At 62.4% G+C, this 21,924-nt stretch carries 22 protein-coding genes; 17 read left to right on the top strand and 5 right to left on the bottom strand.

What is annotated here, in order from left to right; genetic code table 11:
* Window positions 1–52: 52 nt before the first annotated feature.
* The 4 genes from EC912_RS12490 (at window position 53) to EC912_RS12505 (ending at window position 4,063) form a co-directional block, all read left to right on the top strand.
* On the top strand, window positions 53–307 hold the full coding sequence (locus EC912_RS12490; protein ID WP_132144485.1) for a YfhL family 4Fe-4S dicluster ferredoxin: 255 nt from the start codon (window positions 53–55) through the stop codon (window positions 305–307).
* A 79-nt stretch (window positions 308–386) separates the two neighbouring features.
* Window positions 387–2,087: a gamma-glutamyltransferase gene (ggt, locus tag EC912_RS12495; RefSeq protein WP_132144487.1), complete on the top strand. Its 1,701-nt coding sequence runs from the start codon at window positions 387–389 to the stop codon at window positions 2,085–2,087.
* 54 nt (window positions 2,088–2,141) lie between these two features.
* Window positions 2,142–2,993 (top strand): MBL fold metallo-hydrolase, encoded by an 852-nt coding sequence (locus EC912_RS12500; RefSeq protein ID WP_132144489.1) that lies wholly within the window; start codon window positions 2,142–2,144, stop codon window positions 2,991–2,993.
* A 20-nt stretch (window positions 2,994–3,013) separates the two neighbouring features.
* Window positions 3,014–4,063: a TMEM43 family protein gene (locus tag EC912_RS12505; protein ID WP_132144491.1), complete on the top strand. Its 1,050-nt coding sequence runs from the start codon at window positions 3,014–3,016 to the stop codon at window positions 4,061–4,063.
* A gap of 124 nt (window positions 4,064–4,187) precedes the next feature.
* Here EC912_RS12505 and EC912_RS12510 read toward each other — a convergent pair whose 3' ends face one another.
* The 5 genes from EC912_RS12510 to EC912_RS19660 all read right to left on the bottom strand — a co-directional run bounded on the left by EC912_RS12510 (window position 4,188) and on the right by EC912_RS19660 (window position 8,379).
* A complete protein-coding gene (locus EC912_RS12510; protein WP_132144493.1) occupies window positions 4,188–5,462 on the bottom strand; it encodes an EAL and HDOD domain-containing protein in 1,275 nt (424 codons plus the stop codon).
* Window positions 5,463–5,510: 48 nt separating this feature from the next.
* Window positions 5,511–5,954: a flagella synthesis protein FlgN gene (locus tag EC912_RS12515; protein WP_132144495.1), complete on the bottom strand. Its 444-nt coding sequence runs from the start codon at window positions 5,952–5,954 to the stop codon at window positions 5,511–5,513.
* Window positions 5,951–6,256 carry a flagellar biosynthesis anti-sigma factor FlgM gene (flgM, locus tag EC912_RS12520; protein WP_132144497.1) on the bottom strand — a complete coding sequence of 102 codons (306 nt, stop codon included), beginning with the start codon at window positions 6,254–6,256 and terminating at the stop codon, window positions 5,951–5,953. The genes EC912_RS12515 and flgM overlap by 4 nt, the downstream gene beginning before the upstream one ends.
* Before the next feature lie 105 nt (window positions 6,257–6,361).
* On the bottom strand, window positions 6,362–7,057 hold the full coding sequence (flgA, locus tag EC912_RS12525) for a flagellar basal body P-ring formation chaperone FlgA (RefSeq protein WP_132144499.1): 696 nt from the start codon (window positions 7,055–7,057) through the stop codon (window positions 6,362–6,364).
* Window positions 7,054–8,379, bottom strand: a complete 1,326-nt coding sequence (locus EC912_RS19660) for a methyl-accepting chemotaxis protein (RefSeq protein WP_279389030.1) — start codon at window positions 8,377–8,379, stop codon at window positions 7,054–7,056. Before EC912_RS19660 ends, flgA begins: the two co-directional genes overlap by 4 nt.
* 178 nt (window positions 8,380–8,557) lie before the next feature.
* Here EC912_RS19660 and EC912_RS12535 point away from each other — a divergent pair, with 178 nt between their 5' ends.
* The 13 genes from EC912_RS12535 (at window position 8,558) to EC912_RS19805 (ending at window position 21,770) form a co-directional block, all read left to right on the top strand.
* The gene (locus tag EC912_RS12535) at window positions 8,558–9,475 is read left to right on the top strand and encodes a chemotaxis protein (protein WP_132144503.1); all 918 of its coding nucleotides are present in this window, start codon (window positions 8,558–8,560) and stop codon (window positions 9,473–9,475) included.
* Between the two features lie 219 nt (window positions 9,476–9,694).
* Window positions 9,695–10,084, top strand: coding sequence for a flagellar basal body rod protein FlgB (gene flgB / locus EC912_RS12540; protein WP_165973591.1), 390 nt, complete (start codon window positions 9,695–9,697; stop codon window positions 10,082–10,084).
* Window positions 10,081–10,500 (top strand): flagellar basal body rod protein FlgC, encoded by a 420-nt coding sequence (gene flgC / locus EC912_RS12545; RefSeq protein WP_132144507.1) that lies wholly within the window; start codon window positions 10,081–10,083, stop codon window positions 10,498–10,500. The genes flgB and flgC overlap by 4 nt, the downstream gene beginning before the upstream one ends.
* 12 nt (window positions 10,501–10,512) lie before the next feature.
* Window positions 10,513–11,163 (top strand): flagellar hook assembly protein FlgD, encoded by a 651-nt coding sequence (locus EC912_RS12550; RefSeq protein ID WP_132144509.1) that lies wholly within the window; start codon window positions 10,513–10,515, stop codon window positions 11,161–11,163.
* A gap of 18 nt (window positions 11,164–11,181) precedes the next feature.
* A complete protein-coding gene (gene flgE, locus EC912_RS12555) occupies window positions 11,182–12,405 on the top strand; it encodes a flagellar hook protein FlgE (RefSeq protein ID WP_132144511.1) in 1,224 nt (407 codons plus the stop codon).
* Window positions 12,406–12,473: 68 nt separating this feature from the next.
* On the top strand, window positions 12,474–13,214 hold the full coding sequence (gene flgF, locus EC912_RS12560; RefSeq protein WP_132144513.1) for a flagellar basal-body rod protein FlgF: 741 nt from the start codon (window positions 12,474–12,476) through the stop codon (window positions 13,212–13,214).
* 61 nt (window positions 13,215–13,275) lie between these two features.
* Window positions 13,276–14,061 carry a flagellar basal-body rod protein FlgG gene (gene flgG / locus EC912_RS12565; protein ID WP_132144515.1) on the top strand — a complete coding sequence of 262 codons (786 nt, stop codon included), beginning with the start codon at window positions 13,276–13,278 and terminating at the stop codon, window positions 14,059–14,061.
* Between the two features lie 8 nt (window positions 14,062–14,069).
* Entirely contained in the window at window positions 14,070–14,750 is a 681-nt protein-coding gene (gene flgH / locus EC912_RS12570; protein WP_132144517.1) for a flagellar basal body L-ring protein FlgH, read from the top strand.
* Window positions 14,751–14,824: 74 nt separating this feature from the next.
* Window positions 14,825–15,928, top strand: coding sequence for a flagellar basal body P-ring protein FlgI (locus EC912_RS12575; protein ID WP_207906837.1), 1,104 nt, complete (start codon window positions 14,825–14,827; stop codon window positions 15,926–15,928).
* Window positions 15,928–16,950, top strand: coding sequence for a flagellar assembly peptidoglycan hydrolase FlgJ (gene flgJ, locus EC912_RS12580; protein ID WP_132144519.1), 1,023 nt, complete (start codon window positions 15,928–15,930; stop codon window positions 16,948–16,950). Before EC912_RS12575 ends, flgJ begins: the two co-directional genes overlap by 1 nt.
* 24 nt (window positions 16,951–16,974) lie before the next feature.
* The gene (flgK, locus tag EC912_RS12585; RefSeq protein WP_132144521.1) at window positions 16,975–18,846 is read left to right on the top strand and encodes a flagellar hook-associated protein FlgK; all 1,872 of its coding nucleotides are present in this window, start codon (window positions 16,975–16,977) and stop codon (window positions 18,844–18,846) included.
* Window positions 18,847–18,848: 2 nt separating this feature from the next.
* Window positions 18,849–20,054 (top strand): flagellar hook-associated protein FlgL, encoded by a 1,206-nt coding sequence (gene flgL, locus EC912_RS12590; protein WP_132144523.1) that lies wholly within the window; start codon window positions 18,849–18,851, stop codon window positions 20,052–20,054.
* 360 nt (window positions 20,055–20,414) lie between these two features.
* Window positions 20,415–21,770, top strand: a complete 1,356-nt coding sequence (locus tag EC912_RS19805; protein WP_132144525.1) for a flagellin — start codon at window positions 20,415–20,417, stop codon at window positions 21,768–21,770.
* Window positions 21,771–21,924 lie beyond the last annotated feature (154 nt).

Consider the following 21,924-nt stretch of genomic DNA (forward strand, 5'->3'; position numbering starts at 1 on the left):
TTGCGGCGCCCTTTCGTCGTTTGGGGGCCGGCTGGAGTAAAATGGCCGGAACATGTCCCTCAAGATTCTCGATACCTGCGTCAACTGCGACGTCTGCGAACCGGTCTGCCCGAACAAGGCGATCTCGCTGGGCGAGGAGTATTACGTGATCGACCCGGCTCTCTGTACGGAGTGCGTGGGTCATTACGACGTTCCTCAATGCATCGAGGTATGCCCGGTCGAATGCATTCTGGTCGACCCCGAGCACACCGAATCGAACGATCAGCTCACGCTGAAGTACGAACACCTGATGGCGAAGGCTTCCTGAGTCTCCTCAAGGTCCCGGTTCCGGCGGCCATGCGTTAACCTCTCCTACGCGTTCTTTCGTTTTGAGGAGATGCGTTTCCATGGTTCATGCCCATCCGTGGCGCGCGCTTGCCGCGAGCCTGCTGTTCGTCGTCAACGTCGCCGCCGCGCAGTCCGCGCCCCCCGCCGGACCCTCGAAGGGTCCAGGCCATGCCGCTATCGCCAGCGCGAATTTTCACGCGACGAATGCGGGTTTCGAAGTGCTGGCAAAGGGCGGTAACGCATTCGATGCCGCCGTCGCCGTGTCGTCGACGCTCGCTGTCGTCGAACCGCAGAGCTCCGGTATCGGCGGCGGTTTCATGGCAATGCTGCACCGTGCATCGGACAACCGCGACATCTTCGTCGACGCGCGCGAGACCGCGCCCAAGGCGGTCGACATGAAGGCTTACGTCGGGAAGGACGGTAAACCGAACCGGGATTCGTCGATCAACGGACCGCTCTCGGCGGGCATTCCCGGCGAACCGGCCGGTCTCGTCTGGATGGCCGAACATTACGGCAAGCTCCCGTTGCGCGAATCGCTGGCACCGGCGATCCGTATCGCAAAAGAAGGCTTCCAGCCGGATGCGCGCTTCCTCTCGGCCATTGCCGATCGTAAAGACGTACTGAGTCATTGGCCGGCTTCCTCCGAGTTGCTACTGCCCGGCGGTAAGGTGCCCGACAAGGGTTGGACCCTGCGCCAGCCCGACCTCGCCCGTACGCTGGAGCGTCTTGCCGACAAGGGTGTCGAGGGTTTCTACGCGGGCGAGACCGCGAAGATGCTGGTTTCCGCGACACGTGCCGCAGGCGGCAACTGGACCGCAGCGGATCTGGCGGCTTATCGCGTGAAGGAACGCGAGCCGCTTACCGTGGACTACCGCGGCTATCGCATCGTCACCGCGCCGCCACCGTCCTCCGGCGGTGTCGCCATTGCCGAGATACTCAACATCCTCGCGGGTTTCGATCTGTCGAAGCTGGACAAGGCGCATGCCACGCATCTGATCATCGAGTCGATGCGTCGCGCGTTCCGCGATCACAACGAATATCTCGGCGATCCCGATTTCGTGAAGATGCCGCTGGACATGTTGCTGTCGCGCTATTACGCCGACGGTCTGCGCGCGACAATCTCGCCGGACAAAGCCACGCCTTCCGATCTGCTTCCCGCTGCGATGGCCAGCGAACCGGGTATGCATACGACGCATTTCTCGGTCATCGATACCGACGGAAATATGGTGGCCTCCACCTTGACGGTGAATCTCGAATTCGGCTCGGCCTTCGTTGCGAAGGGAACGGGTGTCCTGCTGAACGATGAAATGGATGACTTCGCCTTGGTGCCGGGACAACCGAATGCGTTCGGTTTGCGTGGTGCGTATGCGAATGCGCCGGAGGCCGGTAAGCGGATGCTTTCGTCCATGTCGCCGACCTTCGTGTTCGGCAAGGACCGCACCGCCGTGATCGGTTCGCCGGGCGGTTCCACCATCATTACTCAGGTGCTGGAAGGCATTCTCGCGTTCGTCGATGGCAAGAGCGCGGCCGATATCGCTGCACAGAAGCGCTTCCACCATCAGTACCTGCCCGATCGCGTGGACGTTGAGGCGGGCGTGTTCGACGACGCGACGGCAAAGTCGCTGACGGACATGGGCCATGTGCTGAAGGAGCGTTCGCCATGGGGCTTCATGAACGTGGTGACGTGGGATCACGCGACCAACAAGCTCGACGCGGCAAGCGACCCGCGCCGGCCGTCGGGTCTGGGTAAAGTCCAGTGAGCGCAGACTTACCGCGCTCCTATAAGAAAGCCTGTTCGCTGGAGGTTTGAAATCATGAAACTCTGGTCACTTACCGGCAATTCCCAGCAACTGGATGGCGGCGCCATGTTCGGCAACGCGCCGAAGGCGCTGTGGTCGCGCTGGATCGAGGCCGACGAGCAGAATCGCATTCCGCTGGCGTGCCGCTGTCTTCTCGTCACCGGCCTAGATGGTCGCAACGTATTGTTCGAAACGGGTATCGGTGCATTTTTCGATCCCGCCATGCGCGAGCGTTATGGCGTGGTCGAGGACCGTCATGTGCTGCTCGATTCCCTGGCGGAAGCAGGCCTTACGCATGAGGACATCGATGTCGTCGTTCTGTCGCACCTGCACTTCGATCACGCAGGCGGCCTGTTGGCGGCATGGAAGGAGGGTGAACCCGCGCGACTGCTGTTTCCGCGAGCCACCTATCTGGTCGGCGCGGATCACTGGCGTCGTGCGTTGGAGCCACATCCGCGCGATCGCGCGTCGTTTATTCCCGAGCTGACCACCCTGCTTCAGGAGAGCGGCAGGCTCGAACTGGTCGAGGCAGGCCGCCCGACATCGCTTGGCGAGAGCGTCCGCTTCGAATTTTCGGAAGGGCATACGCCGGGGCTTATGCTGGCGGAGGTCGGTGGCGTCGTTTTCTGTGCCGATCTGATTCCCGGCCGGGCGTGGGTCCATCTGCCCGTTACCATGGGCTACGACCGGTGGCCGGAAAAGCTGATCGACGAGAAGAAGCGGTTTCTGGACGACAAGATCGCTCGCGATGTGCGACTGTTCTTTACCCACGATCACGCGTGCGCGCTGGCGGCGGTCGTGCAGGATTCGAAGGGGCGTTATACGGCGGTCGATCCCGTGGATCGGCTGGCTGGCGTGAACGCATAAGTTGAAGGAACGGGGGCGGGATGAGGTCGAAGGTCAAGGTAAATCAGCAGGATGGCGGCTGGATCGTCCGTATCGTCGGCGCGCTGCTGCTGGTAGCGAGTCTGGGGTTGGTGGCCTATAACGAGCGCCGCGTCATGGACTATGCCGCTGCGTCGGAGCGCCATGGCGCGCCCGTACTCGATCTGGGTGCGGCCGGTCGCCCCGAGGCCGGCCAGTACGGTTCGATGACCCGGGTAAGCGGCACGCCGCAGATCGTGGATGCTCCCCGCGACCCTGAATTCAATGTGCGCGCCGAGTCTCCGGTATTGATCCGGCACGTGGAGATGTTCCAGTGGCGCGAGCTCAGCGTGGGCGGCAGCACGCACTACGAACTGGATTGGGTCGACCATCCGATCGACGCGTCGGAGTTCGCACATCCGCAGGGCCATGTGAATCCCGGCGCCTTCCCGGTGCAGGGGCGCCAGTTCGATGCGGGCGAGGTCAGGATGGGTCACTTCCGTCTGTCGACCCCGTTGCTGCGCGCTTTTCCCGATAGCGTGCGCGTGCCTCCGGAGGTCGAGCATCTGCCGGCGAATCTGGCGGCCACTTTCCAGAAGCTGGACGACACGCTGGTCACCAGCGCCAAGCCGGGACAGCCTCGCCTGGGCGACCTGCGGGTCAGCTGGGAAGCCGTGCCACTGCAGTCGTTGACCGTGCTCGCCCGGATCGATGGCGACACGCTGGTGCCGGCGACGAATGGCAGCGTTGGCGGTGCGGGTTTCGATGTGCAGGTGGGTGAACGCAGTCTGCTCGATGTGTTGCCGAGCCTGCCCGAGCCCCCGCAGGCCGTTCTTCCGCTGCGCATCCTCGCCATCCTGCTGGCTGCCTTCGGCGGCCTGCTTCTCGCACATCGCAGTCGTTTGCAGCGGGACGCGCTCTTCGCACTTGGCGTTGGCGGCGTCGTGGTTTCAGCCATTGCCGGCGTCATGTGGCTCGGCGGAGACAGCATGACCGCCAGCGTATGGTTGCTGGTCGCCGTACTTGCGGCGGGTCTTGCCATTTGGCGGGTACAGCGTCTTCAGGGTGCGTAGATTCGACAGAAGGCGGCATGTTTGGTCTACGCCTTCGCTTCCCTTCTCATTCCCGCGAATGAGTGAACGATTGAAGAAAAGCCCGGCGTTGCCGGGCTTTTTTTCTTGCGCGGATATGGGTGAATCAGGCTTCGGCGGTAACCGTGCCGTCCGCGAACGCATAGACGTGGTCCGCCCAGTTGGCGGCATCGACGTACATCGCAGCCATGGTCTGAAGATGCTGGTCGCGTAGCGCCGTATCGCTTTCCAGTTCGCCCTGTTCCCAGTGGCGAATCTGATCGAGCAGCGGTGCGAACGGGCCGACGCCTTCCAGCAGGGCCTCGCGAATTTCGATGGCCAGCGGCAGGTGTTCCATCACATAGGCCATGGATACGTTCATCAACGTATCGAGCAGCGAGAACAGCCCGGCCGTGAAAGCCATTTCCTGGAGTTCGGGTTTGATGCCGCGCGCCAGCTGCTCGCACATATGCGCGCGGATAAGCGCAAGACGAAGCAGTTCGGGCGGCCGTTCGTCCATACCCGCGACGGCCATGGTGAAAATCCAGTTGCGCATACGATTCACGCCGAAGAACACCGCGGCCTGTTCCACCGATTTCAGCTGGCGGGGCAGGGCGAAGTAGGCGGAATTGACGCAGCCGAGCAGTTTGTAACTGAGGATCGCGTCGTCGCGGATGATCTTGCCGAGTTCGATCGGACCGTTGTCCGGGTCCTGCAGCGCGCCCATGAGGCGCAGCACGCCGAGCTTGCTGGGAGCGAGGCGCGGCATGTCGACACGCTCGGGTCGCAGGAGATACTTGCCCTGGAATCCGTCGACATCCTGATCGGCGTAGTCGAGATAGGTTTCGTGCGAGTCGACACCGGTCACGATGACCTTGACGCCGAACGCGTGGACATAGTCCATGTGAGCACGGGCCGCGACCGGGTGACGATGATCGACGGCGACCTTCGCGAACTGGACGATGCGCAATAGCGCATCCACGCTGGCGCGGTGTTCGGGATCGGGAGAAAGGCTGAAGTCTTCCAGTACGAAAAGGCAGCCGTGGCCTTTCAGTTCGCGCAGCTTGGCGAGCAACTGCTCGTCCATGCCCACTTCCGCGCCGACACTGGCACCCAGGCGCGCATTGTGACGAAGAATGTCGGTGTGCTCGAGCAACAGGTCCCGCGACATGTGCAGGAATGCACGATTGTCGCGGACCAGGCGCTTGAGGCTGCCATCGGCGATCGCGCTGAGCGTGGCCTGCGTATGCGCGAGCGACGCCGCTTCGATATCCGTGCCGGCCGGGCGCGGAAACAGCAGCTCGTACGCGAACAGCGACTGCTTCTTGTCGAGAATGGGAACACGGACGATCGGCAGGATTCCGTCGTCATTCACCGCGGTCGGCAGGGGTATGGCTGGCATTTCTTTCGGACGCCGTTGGGTGGTCGTGTGGGGAAGCGCGGGTACCGGTCAGGCCTGCGCCAGCGGCGCCGAACGAAGACTGCTGCGGGTGAGCCCCGTGGGGCCGTAGGTGACGTCGCCCGTTTTGCCGCCCGTAAGCAACGCAAGGGCGTCGCGCACATGCACGATGCGCTGCGCGACGATGCGTCCGTTCACCTCGTTGAGGTGTCGGCATTCGTTGAGAGAAGCAATCGTCGCCGTCCAGCGTTCGTCGGCCAGGGCGTCGATGCCCGCTGCGTCGGAAAGCTGGCGACGCTCGATGTCGAGTTTGTCGATCCGGTCGAGTAACGCGCCCTTGGTTTTGCCAACGGCTTCGAGCGCCGTTGCATCGCCGGCGTCGAGCGCCATGCGTTCTTCGATCAGGTTTTCGTGCAGAGCATCCGTCTCGCGCGCCAGATCGCCCATTACGGCGCCGAGCGCCGCGTGGAATTCAGGCTGCAGGGAATCGCTCATGCGTGGCCGCCGATCTGTCCCTCCATCGCCAGCAGCTTGCTTGCGATGGCCTGCGAGTCGGGTTTGTACGTGCCGTCGGTGACGCGCGCACGGATCTGATCGACACGATTGGTATCGATGCTGTCGCCAACGCTGGCGGCGCTCAGTGCCTTGGCCGAATCGGTCAGCTGGACGCTGTCGTCGCTGGGCAGCACCGGGGAGGTGTTCTGCACGGAAGCCGCGCCGGAGGCGCCGCTATCCTTGGAACGCACCTGTACCGGCTGCTGCTGTGGCTGAAGGCCGGGTTTGATTGTCGTATTCATGGGTTGTCCCTTGAGGGTTCGTTCCCTTCAGGTGATTTATCGACCATCCGTCGGGAAACTTTAACTGGCCCTAGGCCTTAAAGTGTGATCGGTTTGGGAATTCGTTCATGGAAGTACCGCCACGACGCCCTCGCCACTGACGACGGCGTCGAGCACCTTGCCGGAGGCGGCATTGCGTACACGTAGTCGCGTTCCCGTGTCGCCGGCGCCCATCGCCACGCCCTGGGCATGGACGACTACGCCGTCGATACGGGCGACCATGCTGACGGTATCGCCGATGCGAACAGCCTGGCGGCCGGCCAGCATGCCGGGGGTCAGCACGGTGCCGGCGCGGATGGCGCGCGCCAGTGAGCGCCCCTCGATCTGGTCGAGCTTGTCGACGTAGCCGTAGCCCATCGACGCGACATCGCGATCTTCGGAATGGACATCGTCCGGGCCCACGCCGTCGCCACGAGCCAGCGGCCGTGTCGTGACGAGAACCTGGGTGAACATCTGAACGCGAACCGGAACGCGGACCGTCCAGCTGCCGGGGCACTGGACGACGACGCTGACGCGCGCGCCGAGCGTACGGTTGCCGGGTACGTTGATGACCGGGCGCGCGGGGCAGTCCGCAAGTTTCAGGCGGCTGTCGAGCGTGCCCGCCTCGGCGACCATGCGGGCACCGGGCAAGGTCCGGTTCTGCTGCAGCCACTGCACGGCGGCATCGCGGACCCCATCCACCGACTGCTCGGCGCGCACGGCCGCCGGCAGCGCGAGAAGCGCGGCGCAGGGCAGGGCGAGCAGGCGGCGGGAAACGATCATGCGGCCGCTTCGCTCAGCGCACCGGACAGGTTCTGCACGATGGCGTCGAGTTCGCGATGCATCGCGGGCACGGCCTGTGTGGCGTCGGCGTGTTTTCCGTCGGCGAGCAACATGACGAACTGACTGCTCTGAGCCGAGAAACGTTCGCCTGCTTCGACGAGGGCGTGGCCTACGACGTCGCCACGACGCTGGCGCAATTGATCGATGCAGCGCATCAACGGCGTGGTGTCGAGCCAGCGGCGATCGAGGCCCGCCGGATCGCGAATGGCCAGGTCGAGGGCGTAACGCATGCCCTGGCTGGCCTCGCGAATCATCTGGGTGAGACTGGCCGGATCCATGCCGCCTTCGGTTTCGAGGCGGGACATGCCCAGGCGGTGGGCAAGCACGGCGGCGCGCGAGGTGGCGTCCGCCTGGCGGCGTGCCTCGTTCGTCATGCGGCCGAGCGCGGCCTGCGTGGCCTGGATGGCGGCAATACGCGCGTGCAATGCGCCCATGCCTTCGCGTGCGGTATCGATGCTACCGCGCGCGTTGCGCACGGCATCGTCGACCTTGCCGAGCGATGTCTGCATACCCGCAATGCCCGATTGCGTCTGCTCGAGGCGGCGCAGGCTGTTCTGGACGGCGTCGTCGAGCTGGCCGGAGAACTCGCCCACGGCCTGCGTCACCGAGTCGATCCCGGCGGTAGCCTGCGTGGTCTTCTCGGCAAGCTGTTTGACCTCGTCGGCGACGACCGCGAATCCGCGTCCGGCTTCACCGGCGCGCGCTGCTTCGATGGCCGCGTTCAATGCGACGAGGTTGGTCTGGTGCGCAATGTCCTGCACCGCGGCGGTGAGCTTGCGGATTTCCGTGAAGTAGTCGGAAAACTGGGCGTGATTGCGGGTCATGCCGGACAGGGCACTACGAAGCAGGCGCAACTGTCCGTCGAGATCGCCAGCGGATGCCGAACCCTGACTGCCACTTTCCGCAACGCCGGAGATGCCAGCCTGGGCTTGATCCAGCGCCGTCGAAATCCTGGCGCCGGCATCCGTCAATCTACCGACGGTGTCGCGTGCGCTTTCCACCGAACCCGTCAGCTCCTGCAATGTGCCGCCGAGGGCCTGGGCATTGGTAAGCACCATGCCCTGCTGCTCGATGGCCTGGATCGTCGTGGCGGGTGCGATACGCGGCTCGACAGGCTTCAGCAATGGCGCCAGCGCCAGTGCGGCAGAGGGGTAGCGGGTCGAAATGGCTCGCACGCGCGAGGCGTCGCCGGACGCGATGGCGTCGGCGAGAAGGCGGACGTGCTGGCTCCACAAAAGGCTCATGATTCGGCGATCGCTCATAAAGGACGCCTCTACATCGTCCAGAGGCTTCAGGACTTGAGCGAAGCAAGACGTATGCCATCCTCGACGAGACATCCGGTTTCCGTTGTGCAGGAGCGCGCTCCTGCACAACGAGCTATCAAGAATACGGGGGCTGAGCCGATACGCCATCGATCCCTCTATAAGTGCAGTGTCGCCCATGGCCCGCCCGCTTCTCGATACCGTGGAAACCTTCACCCGCCTCGCCGGCCACAATCGCGTGGCGATGCTGCTGTTTCGCCTGGGCGACGGTCAGGCCTTCGGTATCAATGTCTTCAAGGTGCGCGAGGTGTTGCGCCGGCCGAAGCTGGAGCGCATGCCCAGCATGCATCAGCTGGTTGCCGGCAGCTTCGACTACCGGGGTATGACCATTCCCGTCATCGATCTTGCCGCCGCGATGGGCTATCCGCCGCTGGCGTCCGACGCCGAAGCCCATCTGATCGTGACGGAATTCAGTCGTTCCGTGCAGGGCTTCCTCGTGTCGACGGTAGACCGGATCGTCCACGTCGATGGCGTCAATATGGCCGCGCCACCGGGGGCACTGGGCTATGGCCCACGCGTCAATGCGGTCACGCGGCTGGACGGCGACCTCCTGGCCATCGTCGATGTCGAGCAGGTGCTGGCCAGCATCGAGCCGCAGAACGTGGCCTTGTCCGAGCGCGTTCAGCAGGCCGCTCAGGGGCGCCCTAATCGCCATCGCCGTCTTCTGGTGGTGGACGACTCGCTGGTGGCCCGCAAGCAGTTGGTCGACCTTTTCCGGCAAATGGACCTGGAATGCATCGTGGCTCACGATGGTCAGGAAGGGCTGGATCGCCTGAGGGCTCTCGCCGAGGGCCCGGTCGACGAACGCGTGGATCTGGTGATCTCCGATATCGAAATGCCACGCATGGACGGGTACGCGCTGACCCGCGCCATTCGTGAAGACGCGAGCCTGCGTCATCTGCGCGTATTGCTGCACAGCTCGCTCAGCGGTGTCTTCAACGAGGCCATGGTGGCAGGAGTTTCCGCAGACCGCTTCATCGCCAAATTCCAGCCCGACGTACTGGCCAATGCCGTACTGGAACTGCTGCCGGGCTGAGCGCTCCTGCGACAGCCGTTGACGCCGGTACTTCGACGTTCGTAAGTGTCGCCGGGTGTCGGTTTTCCGTCACCCGCCCGGATGCCGGCTGCGGGAAACCGCGTAGCCGCGCCGTTTCCGGCGCATTTCCCCTCGTGGCACGCTCCTTGCTCAAATCCTCTCGCTAAGGCAACGAGAGGGCACGAGCCCGTGATCGATAAACCCGACCCGCTATTCGGCATGCATACCCAGGCACTGGCCCTGTGGCAGAAGCGTGCCGAAGTATTGTCCTCGAATCTCGCGAATGCGGACACGCCCGATTTCCTCGCGCGCGATGTCGATTTCCGCAAGGCGCTTTCAGCCGCTACCGACGCGATGGACGGAAGCCAGCTGCCTATGGCCGCGACCAGCTCCGGTCATATCGGGGGCAACAACGCCCCCGGTCCGGGAGGCAGCGATGCACTCGCATATCGCATTCCCACACAGCCGTCGATGGACGGCAACACCGTCGATACCCAGGTCGAACAGGCCGCATTCGCGGGCAATGCCGTGCACTACCAGGCAAGCCTGAGTTTCATCACGGGGCAGATCCACGCGATGCGTATCGCCATCACCGGAAGCAGCTCATGAGCCTCTTGAAGATCTTCGATGTCGCCGGTTCCGGCATGGCGGCACAGTCCGCGCGTCTGAACACCACGGCCAGCAACATGGCCAACGCCGACAGCCTCGCCAGCAGCGAAGCGACCGCTTATCGCGCGAAGCAGCCGCTTTTTTCGGCGGTACAGCAGCAGGTCACGGCAGGTGGCGACAGTTCGCCCGGTGGCGTGCGGATGCTCGGTATCTCCGAAAGCCAGGCGCCGGTGGAATCGCATTACGAGCCCGCCAATCCGATGGCCGATACGAATGGCTATGTGTACTCGAGCAACGTCAATCCCGTCGACGAACTGGTCAACATGATCTCCGCGTCGCGTTCCTACCAAAACAACGTCGAAGTCATGAACAGCGCAAAGCAACTCATGCAGAAGACGCTCGACCTCGGCAAGTAAGGAACCGCTCCCATGGCAGTCAATGGTGTTTCCAATAACAATTCGACGAACAACCAGGCGGGCGGCAACGCGGTTTCCGATCAGTCGTTGAGTCAGTCCGATTTCCTGAAGCTGATGGTCACCCAGATGACCAATCAGGACCCGACCAAGCCGATGGACTCCACGCAGATGGTGTCCCAGATGGCGCAGTTCAGCCAAGTGGCGGCAACCCAGCAGTTGCAGACTTCGTTCGATTCGCTGTCCAAGAACCTCACGGGCGATCAGTTCGTCCGGGCGTCGGCGATGGTTGGCAAGGAAGCGATCGTTCCTTCGAAGGTCGGCACGCTGAAGGATGGCAAGCTCGATGGCGCGGTCAACGTCGGAACGGCGGGCACCTTCGTCAACGTACAGATCAAGGATAAGGACGGGAACGTCGTCCGCACCATCAGTCTCAATCAGCCCGACGCTGGCCTGCAGCAATTCACGTGGGACGGTAAGGACGACTCCGGAAAAGCCCTTCCCGACGGGGTGTACACGCTCGGGGCAACTTCCAACGGCACGGCGATCGACACATTCGTGCGCGGGAAGATCGAAGGCGTCGGCGCTTCTGGCACCGACGGAACGTACGTACAGGTGGCGGGCTTCGGCGGCACGCTGCTCAGTCAGATCGCCATGGTCCAGTAATCCGTCCGAGGAATTTCTATGCCTTTCAATATCGCACTCAGTGGCATCAGCGCGGCATCTTCCGATCTGGAAGTCACCGCCAACAACATCGCCAACGTCAATACCACCGGCTTCAAGGGCTCGCGTGCCGAGTTTTCGCAGGTGTATTCGAGCGCAGGTCAGAACCTGTCGGCCAACTCGATCGGTAACGGCGTGCGCCTGACCAATGTCGCCCAGCAGTTCACCGCGGGCAACCTCAATCAGACGGGTAACAATCTCGACTTCGGCATCGCGGGCAACGGCTTCTTCACGATGAAGGACGGCGCCGGCTATACCTACACGCGTGCCGGTGCATTTCAGCAGGACGACAACGGCTACATCGTCAATGCGATGGGACAGCGCCTTCAGGCCTACCCACCGGCGGCCAATGGCACATTCGATATGAGTACGCTGACCGATCTCAAGCTGCAGACGGGTCAGAGCCCGGCGAAGGCGACGACCAGCGTCGGCCTGCTGGCTAATCTGCCGGGCGATGCCAAGGTTCCGACGGTTACTCCGTTCAGCAAGGACGACGCGAACAGTTACAACAACGCGACGCCGTTCACTGCGTACGATTCGCTCGGCGCCACGCACAGCGGCATGGTCTATTACGTCAAGGACGCTGCCAGCAACGTGTGGAATGCCCACATGGTGATCGACGGCACAGAAGCGGGCACGCCCCAGCAGATGGCCTTCACCACGGGCGGCGCACTGACGACGCCAGCCAACGGCAAGCTGAACTTTGGCGCGGTCTCGCCCAATCCCGGTGCGAATCCGCTGAACATCTCGATCGACGTAACGAAGATGACGCAGTACGGCAGCACGTTCTCTACGTCGGCGACCACCAACGACGGCTATGCCGCCGGCAAGTTCTCGCAGTTCGATGTGAGCAAGGACGGCATCGTGTCGGCGCAGTACAACAATGGCCAGTCGACGGTTGTCGGTCAGATTGCGTTGGCGACGTTCGCCAACAATCAGGGTCTGCGTCAGCTCAACAACACCGATTGGGCGGAGTCCTCCGATTCCGGTCAGCCGATTCGTGGCGTGGGTAACAGCGGCGACGTCGGTGCCGTGCAGTCCGGTCAGCTGGAAGCGTCGAATACGGCCGATCTCACGGCCCAGCTGGTGAACATGATCAAGGCGCAGCGCAATTACCAGGCAAACGCCCAGGTCATCTCGACCGACGACAAGCTGACCCAGACCATCATCAATATCCGTAACTAAGGTCGGCGCATGCGCGGGTGACGGCTTCGCCGTTTCCCGCGCGCATCGCAAGCCCGAGGAAGATCGCCATGGACCGTTCCGTATATGTCGCGATGACCGGCGCCACGCAGATCATGCGTGCGCAGTCGGAAGTGGCACACAATCTCGCCAATGCCAGCACCACCGGTTTCAAGGCGGAGCTTTCGGCGTTCAAGAGCATACCGATCCAGGGCGAGGGCGCGCAGACCCGTATCAACAGCGTCGCCAATGGCAACGGCTGGGACATGAGCGCGGGCCAGCAGCAGACCACGGGCAACGATCTGGATGTTTCGGTTCAGGGCCAGGGCTGGATCGCGGTGCAGTCCGCCGATGGCACCGAAGGTTATACGCGTGCAGGCAATCTGCGCATGGATGCCGACGGATTGTTGACGGACTCGCGCGGCAATACCGTTCTCGGCGGCGGTGGACCGATCACGATTCCCCAGGCGGCCAACGTCAGGATCGGATCGGACGGCACGATTTCGGTCGTACCGCAGGGGCAGGGTCCGAATACCGTCACGACGATAGACCGGCTCAAGCTGGTCAACCCCGGCAACGACCAGCTCCAGTTGGGCGGCGACGGTCTTATGCACCTGAAAGACGGCAGCCAGGCGCAGGCCGATCCGGACGTGCGAGTGGTCCAGGGCACGCTGGAGTCGAGCAACGTCAATCCTTCCGATGTGCTCGTGAAAATGATTTCTCTGTCGCGCGAATTCGAAATGCAGGTGCGATCGATCAAGGCAGCCGACGAAAACGCTCAGTCGGCATCCAAATTGCTACAGATCGGGTAAGCGGCGGAAAAGACGCCACACCGCCAAAGATATGACGCGCGAGAGCGCAGGAGACCCAACCATGTTTACGTCACTCTGGATCGCCAAGACTGGCCTCGATGCGCAGCAGACGCGCATGGACGTCGTCTCGAACAACCTGGCCAATACCAATACCACGGGTTTCAAGCGCGCCCGCGCGGAGTTCGAGGATCTGGCTTACCAGAATCGTGGGCAGGCCGGCGGTCAGACCACCGAACAGAATCTCTCGCCCACCGGCCTCATGCTCGGTACCGGTGTGCGTGTCGTCGGTACACAGAAGATGTTCAATCAGGGCGGCGTCACCCAGACGGACAATCCGCTGGACGTTCGCATTGAGGGCCGGGGCTTCCTGCAGGTCACGATGCCGGACGGCACCGTCGGTTATACCCGCGACGGTTCGCTGAAGCGCGATCAGGACGGTCAGCTGGTTACGTCGGACGGCTATCCGCTGGAACCGGCCGTCACCATTCCGACCAATGCATCCAGCGTCACGATCGGAACGGACGGCACGGTCAGCGTGGTTGCGGCAGGTACGACCGGTAGCCAGCAGGTCGGCACGATCCAGCTCGCCGATTTCGTCAACCCCGCGGGTCTTCAGCCGCGCGGCGAGAACCTTTACCTGGAAACGGCCGCGAGCGGCGCGCCGCAAACGGGCACAGCAGGCCTGAACGGTCTGGGCACGATCAACCAGAACACCCTCGAAGCATCGAACGTCAACGTCGTCGAGGAAATGGTCAACATGATCGAAACGCAGCGCGCGTACGAAATGAACTCGAAGGCGATTTCCGCGTCCGACGCGATGCTCCAGACCATCACCAACAAGACCTGAGACACGTCATGAACCGCACTATCCTCCGTGCCCTGGCAGTCGCGCTCCCGTTCGGGATGCTCGCCGGCTGTGCCGTGGTTCCGCCGACGCCGATGCCGATGTATGCGCCGACCATGCCGGTCGATGCCGTGGCACCCGCGCAGGCGACCGGTTCGATCTACGCCGATTCCAATTCCATGGAGTTGTTTGCCGATCCACGCGCTCGCCGCGTCGGCGACATCCTCACGATTACGCTTGTCGAAAGCACGCAGGCAAGCAAGAAGGCCGCGACCAGTACCAATAAGAAGAACGGCAACAACATCACGTCGCCGACGGTCCTCGGCCAGTCGCTGAAATTCGGCGGCAAGGCGGCCAACAGCTCGCTGGCCAGCAATAACTCGTTCGCGGGCGACGGTTCCAGCAGCCAGAGCAATCAGCTGACCGGTCAGATCACCGTGACGGTCGCGCGGCGCCTTTCCAACGGCGCGCTCGTCGTGCAGGGCGAGAAGTGGCTGACCATCAATCAGGGGCAGGAACTGGTTCGCATCTCCGGCATCGTTCGCCCGCAGGATATTTCCTCCGACAACATCGTACCGTCGACGCGAGTCGCCGACGCGCGTATCGACTATATGGGCAAGGGCACGCTCGCCGACGCGAATACGCGCGGTTGGCTTTCGCGTTTCTTCGATTCCAAGTGGATGCCCTTCTGATGAACATGCCCCATAACGTTTCGCCGTTTTCTGCAGGAGCGCGCTTGAGCGCGATCCTGCAAGCGCGGTTTGCTATGTTCTTGCGGGCGCTGGTCGTTGTGTTCGCCCTCGGGGCTTTCGCTCCGGCGCACGCCGACCGCATCCGCGATCTCGCGCAGGTGGGCGGCGTCCGCAGCAACCAGTTGATCGGTTACGGACTGGTCGTTGGCCTCGATGGCAGCGGCGACCAGACCAGCCAGGCGCCGTTCACCACGCAGAGCCTGGAGAACATGCTCCAGCAGTTCGGCGTCACCGTTCCCGCGAATGTGCGACCGCAGTTGAAGAACGCCGCCGCCGTGACCATCACGGCGGAGATTCCGCCATTCGCCAAGCCGGGCCAGCGTATCGATGTCACGGTCGCCTCTATCGGCAACGCCAAGAGCATTCGTGGTGGCGAACTTCTGCTTTCGCCGCTGAAGGGAGCGGATGGCAATGTCTACGCCATCGCCCAGGGCAGCGTCGTCGTCGGCGGCGTGAGCGCACAAGGCAAAAGCGGCTCCAGCGTACAAGTGAATATTTCCGCCAGCGGCCGTATTCCGGGTGGTGCAAGTATCGAACGCAGTGTCGCGACGTCTTTCGATAAAGGCGGCGATCTCATGCTCAATCTCAATACCGCCGACTTCACGACAGCGGCACGCGTCGCCGAAGCCGTGAACCGCAGCTTTGGCGCGGGCACCGCCAATGCCATCGATTCGGGTTCGGTCGCCGTGCGCGCACCGATGGATCCGGCGCAGCGCGTATCGTGGCTGTCGACGATCCAGGGCCTTGAGGTGAATCCCGGCGATGCGCCGGCGCGCGTCGTCGTCAATTCGCGCACGGGTACCGTTGTGATCGGTTCGGACGTGAAGGTCGGCGCTGCCGCGGTGGCGCACGGTTCCATCCAGGTCACGATCAGCGAACAGCCGCTGGTGAGTCAGCCGGGCGCATTCAGTCGCGGCGGTCAGACGGCCATCGTGCCGAGCAGCAATGTTTCGGTCAGCGAAGACGGCGGTCATATGTTCAAGTTCGGCCCCGGCGCCAGCCTCGATGCCATCGTACGCGCCGTGAATCAGGTGGGCGCATCGCCGAGCGATCTGGTTTCCATTCTGCAGGCCCTGAAGGAATCGGGCGCGCTGCACGCGGAGCTGGTAGTCATCTGATGGCGACGATGCTCGACTCGCAGAAACTTGGCACGTACACGGACATGTCCGGGTTCGCCGGCCTGCGTTCGGCCGCGCAAAAGGACCGGCAATCCGCGTTGCCGGCTGTCGCCAAACAGTTCGAGTCGATCTTTACCCAGATGATGCTGAAGTCCATGCGCGACGCCAGTTTCGGCGACGGCATGCTCGACAGCCAGGCCAGCAATACCTATCGCGATATGTTCGACCATCAGTTGTCCGTCACCCTGTCGCAAGGCAAGGGCATGGGCATCGCCGATATGCTCATCCGGCAGTTGGGCGGCAACGCTTCGACCACTTCCACGGACGGTACATCCAGCGACAATCCTCTTGGCGTACTTGCTTCGGCGGGCGTCGCCGGATCGACGGACCAGAGCGGCGGTATTTCGTCGCCGTCGGATGCGGAAAGCGGCCTGATGAGCGACCTGCAGCGGTTGCTCGGCAAAACGGCGAAGGCCGCGTCCGACGGTGCGCAGTCCGTGGCCGGGGCCGTGACCCGTTTTGCTCCGTCCAGTCCCGAGGAATTCGTCCAGGCACTGGCGCCGCATGCCATCGAAGCGGCGAAGAAGCTCGGTGTGTCCGTTCGCGCACTGCTCGCCCAGGCCGCGCTCGAAACCGGCTGGGGCAAACACATGCCCGCGCAGGGCGGGTCGACCAGCTTCAACCTGTTCGGCATCAAGGCGGGTAGCAGCTGGGACGGTAAGCGCGTCAATGTGCCGACGCTGGAATACGAAAATGGCGTGGCGGTCCGTAAGAAGGACAGCTTCCGTGCCTATGGGTCGCCCTCCGACTCCTTCAAGGATTATGCCGACCTGGTCGCCAGCAGCCCCCGCTACGCCAAGGCGGTCGGACGCGGCGACGATGTCAAAGGTTTTGCAAAGGCGCTGAGCGAAGGCGGTTATGCCACCGACCCCAGCTACGCGCAGAAAGTCGCCGATATCGCCAATGGCCCTGTGATGAAGCAGGCGCTGGCCGCGCTAAAGAATCTGGCAAATCTTCCGTAACAGCAATAGATAAGGAAACCGATCATGGCCGATCTGCTCTCAACTGGTGTGTCCGGACTGCTCGCCTCTCAGGTAGGCCTGAGCACGATCGGTCACAACATCAGTAACCAGAACACGGTCGGTTATACCCGGCAGACGACGACGTTCAACGCCCGGAACTCCTCATACGAGGGGAGGTACTACGTGGGCCAGGGCGTGGATGCGGTCAGCGTCCAGCGTTCTTACAGCCAGTATCTGACGACCTCGGTATGGAATGCGACGGCCGGGCAGAGCCGGGCCACCACGTTCTCCCAGCTCACCGGCAGTCTCAACAACCAGCTCAGTGGCTCCTCGAATCTGCAGACCGCCCTCGATGGCTTCTTCAGCTCGGTCAGCAGCGTGGCCAATGCGCCGACGGATACCGCCAGCCGGCAGGCGCTGCTGGGCAAGGCGACATCCCTGGTGTCTTCGTATAAGTCGCTGGCAACGCAGTTCAATTCGCTCAATACCTCGGTCAACGACCAGATCAAAAGTTCGGTGGAAGCCGTCAATGGCCTGGCCCAGTCCATTGCCGATCTGAACCAGCAGATCCAGAAGGCATCCTACGGCGGTGCGGTACCCAACGATCTGCTCGACGCGCGCGACAACGCCATCGAGCAGCTATCCGGGTATGCGGGCGTCAGTGTCATCCAGCAGTCCGATCACACGGTCAACGTATCGATCGGCAGCGGCCAGACACTGGTCAACGGTTCTTCCGCGTTCAAACTCTCCACGGCGCAAAACCAGTACGACTCGTCGCGCCTGGAAATTCTGGGTCCTGGTGGCGGCAACCTGACGAACCAGATAGGCGACGGTACGCTGGGCGCGCTGGTCGACTTCCGTACCAACGTGCTCGACCCGGCGCGTAACCAGCTCGGTCGCGCGGCTATCGCGCTGACCAGTGCATTCAATGCGCAGAGTGCGCAGGGCATCGATCTGAATGGCGCCGCGGGTGGCGACTTCTTTTCGGTGAGCGGTCCCACCGTCCTGCCGAGCTCGAAAAATACGGGCACCGGCACTGCGGGTGCGACGGTGAGCGACGTTTCCAAGCTCACCGCATCCGACTACACCATGCGTTACGACGGTACCAACTGGGCGTTGACGACCACGGATGGCCGTTCCGTTCCTATGACGGGTACGGGTACGGCAGCCGATCCCTTCAAGGCGGACGGTCTTTCGATCACGGTGGGCGGTGCGGCCGCTGCCGGAGACAGTTTCGAGGTCATGCCGACGCGCAATGCCGCCGCGAGCATGTCCGTATTGATCAGCGATACGAACAAGATCGCTGCGTCGGGTCCGCTTACCTCCACGGCGACCTCGGGGAATACGGGGGCTGCGAAGCTCGGTGGCCTGACCATCAGCGATGTCGCCAATCCGGGGCTCAAGACGCCCGCGACCATCGTGTTCACTTCGGCCAACACCTATACGATCAACGGCGGTGCACCGCAGGCTTATGCCAGCGGTACGCCCATTACTTATAACGGCTGGTCGCTGACGCTGAACGGCACGCCTGCGGCGAACGACAGCTTCTCGGTCAATCCGGCCGGTAGCGGCAGCGGCGACAACGGCAATGCGCTCGCGCTGGCGGACATAGCGAACAAGGGCGTCCTCGATGGCGGCATCACCACCGTGGGTAAGGCCTATAGCCAGTTGACCGCCGCGGCCGGCACGGCGGGTCAGCGCGCCAATACCGCGCTGGATACGCAGACCAGCATCTACAACCAGGCAGCTTCCGCGCAGCAGAGCGTTTCAGGCGTGAATCTGGACGAGGAGGCGGCGAACCTGATCCGCTTCCAGCAGGCCTATTCGGCGTCGGCGCAGGTCATCAATGCGGCCAATACGATTTTCAATGCCCTTCTTACCGCGGTGCGAGGCTGATCATGCGTATTTCCACCTCCTGGGGCCAGCAGCAGTCCGTCAACTCGATGCTCGACCATCAATACCAGTTGTCGCAGACGCAGCTTTCCATCACCACCGGCAAGGCTATTCTCACGCCGGCGGACAATCCCGCGGGCGCCGCACGCGTACTCGACCTGTCGCACGCCAGTGCGCAGAACGATCAGTACAAGGTGAACATGCAGTCGGCCACGTCTCGGCTCTCCGTTGAAGAGAGCACGTTGTCGTCTTCGGCGGATATTCTCGATCGCATCCGCACGCTTGCCCTGCAGGCCAATAACGGGACGCAGACCGACGAGTCGCGTGCTTCGATCGCGAAGGAAATGCAGCAAAATCTCAACCAGCTGGTCGCTCTGGCCAATACGAAAGACGGGCAGGGCGAATACATCTTCGCGGGCAGTAAGACGTTGACCCAACCCTTCGTGACGAATGCTGGCAAGATCAGCTACGTCGGCGATCAGTCCCAGCGAATGATTGCCGCCGCTGCGGGACTTCAGATTGCCACCGGCGACTCCGGCGACGACGTCTTCATGGCGATTCGCGGCGGAAATGGCACGTTTACGACGACGGCCGCCACGACCAATACCGGTACCGGTGTGGTTGGCGCCACGTCGGTTACCGACATGTCGCAGTGGGACGGCGGAAGCTACAAGATCAATTTTACCCAGGCGAATGCGAGCGGCGTCGGCACAGACTACGAGGTAAGGGCAACGGACGGCACGCTCGTTTCGAGCGGTACCTACACCGGCGACAATGGCAGCATCGGGTTCAAGGGCGTGCAGATTCCGGTTACCGGTACGCCTGCGGTGGGCGACTCCTTCGCTGTCGCACCTTCGTCGTCGCAGGACATGTTCTCGACGATCGGCAATATGATCAGCGCCATCGAAAAACCCGGCGGGGGCGCACCGATGAACAATATCGTCAATGCCCAACTGCAGAATCTGGACCAGGCCATGGGGAGCGTCGTCAATACGCGCACGAAGATCGGTGCGCGCATGAACACCATCGATCAACAGACCAGTGTTGGAGACGATGTGGCGCTGCAGTACGCCAGCAGTATTTCCGACTTGCAGGACGTCGATATGGCGAGTGCGATCAGCAAGTATTCTCAGCAGCAAACCGCGCTGAATGCAGCTCAGCAGACTTTCGTGAAAATGCAGAGCCTGTCGCTGTTCAATTACCTGAAGTAACCGTTTCGCAGTGCGTTGCCTTAGCGGCGGCCCGGATATCCGGGCCGCCGTTTTTCGTTATGGGTCTCCGCGTCGTCGCTCCGTTGGCTTTCGCACGCAGACGCGCTCCCACAGAAAGCACCCGACCGGTACTGCTCTTTGTGGGAGCGCGCCTGCGCGCGAAAGCCAACGGAGCATTGACGCGGTGTCCGGTCACGCCTACGCAGAAATCATCGACAGCTTTAGTCAATTCCAGCTTCCACCGACCGTGCTCCCTCGTTCCTCCGCCGAAACCCTTAGGCGGCAGACGAATTCTCCTGGAGCCCGCCGGACGTCGCCGCAGCGACCGGTATCGGACTCGGAACGAAAAGGACTTGAAGCATGGCACTGACCATCCACACCAACGTGAACTCGCTCAACGCGCAGCGTAATCTCAACTCGACACTGAGTAAGCTCAATATGGCGAGCGCGCGCCTCACCTCCGGTTTTCGCATCAATAGCGCAAAGGACGATGCGGCCGGCCTCGCCATTTCCACGCGTTTTACGACGCAGATCATGGGTCTGTCGCAAGCGACGCGTAACGCGAATGACGGCATCTCGCTCGCGCAGACCGCCGAGTCCGCGCTCGATGAGGTGACCAATAACCTGCAGCGCATTCGTGAGCTGGCTGTGCAGGCAAGTAACGGAAACTATTCCGATACGGACAGGAGGACGCTCAACGAAGAAGTAAAACAACGGCTCGCGGAAGTGACCCGGATCGCAACTCAGACCAACTTCAATGGCATGAAGGTCCTCGACGGAAGCGCACAGAATCTTTCGTTTCAGATTGGTGCGAACGTAGGTGAAGTGATTACCGTAGGCATTAATCAGGGTATGCGCGCCAATCAGGTCGGCGCCCTTGCGACGGGCGCGGTGGATCTCTCCACCGTGTTCGGCGCACGGCCTGCCTTCAATGGCTCGCAGGCAGTGTCCACCGACTGGACTGCTGCGAATGGTGCGGGTCTTGGTACGCAGACATATGATGGCGTGGATGTCGACTGGACGACGTATACAGGAGCGACCGCCGACGATGCGAAGATTTTTCTCCAGGGAAAACTGGGTAATGGTTATCAGGTATCGGTCAATGCTGCTGACACCACTACCTTGGACATCCGGCGGCCCGCTGGCAACTCGGCGAAGATTGCTCTTGCCGCTGGCGACTTGTCCGTCGCGGTGGGTGGTGGCACGTCGTTCGACATCGTTGGTACGTTCAAGTCCACGCAGGATGTCGCCGATGCGATCAACAGCAAATCGCAGTCCGGTATCTCCGCGTACGTCGGTACAAATGGGGAACTGCGAATTTCGTCGGGGCAGGATATAACCGTCGGAGGCGCGCAGGCGACGGCACTGGGCTTCAATGCAGCGTATGCGGTCAACGCGTCCGATACGCTCGCCGATGCTTCCGTGCTTACCCGCGATGGCGCGAATGAAACCATCAGCCGCGTAAATGCCGCACTGGAGGCGGTGAGCGCATTGCGCTCCGATCTCGGTGCCATACAGGCGCGCTTCCAGTCAACCATCGGCAATCTCCAGACCATCTCGCAGAACCTGGCCGATTCGCGCGGCGCGATTCGCGATGCCGACTTCGGCGAGGAGTCGTTCAATAAGACGAATGCGATGGTTCTTCAGCAGGCCGGCATCGCCATTCTCTCGCAGGCGAATGCGAGTCAGCAGATGGTACTCAAGCTGCTCGAGTAATCGCGTTCCTCGCAACCACGTTTGCGAAATACTGGAAGCGCCGGACCCAACATCCGGCGCTTCCTTCGTTGTGCCGGGAGAAGAAACGTCATCCGAGGCTAAATTCCTGCCGATAGCGGCCGATAGCTATTCCCTGACGACGGCTGATCCGCAT

The sequence above is a fragment of the Luteibacter rhizovicinus genome (assembly GCF_004342265.1).
Taxonomy (GTDB): Bacteria; Pseudomonadota; Gammaproteobacteria; order Xanthomonadales; family Rhodanobacteraceae; genus Luteibacter; species Luteibacter rhizovicinus_B.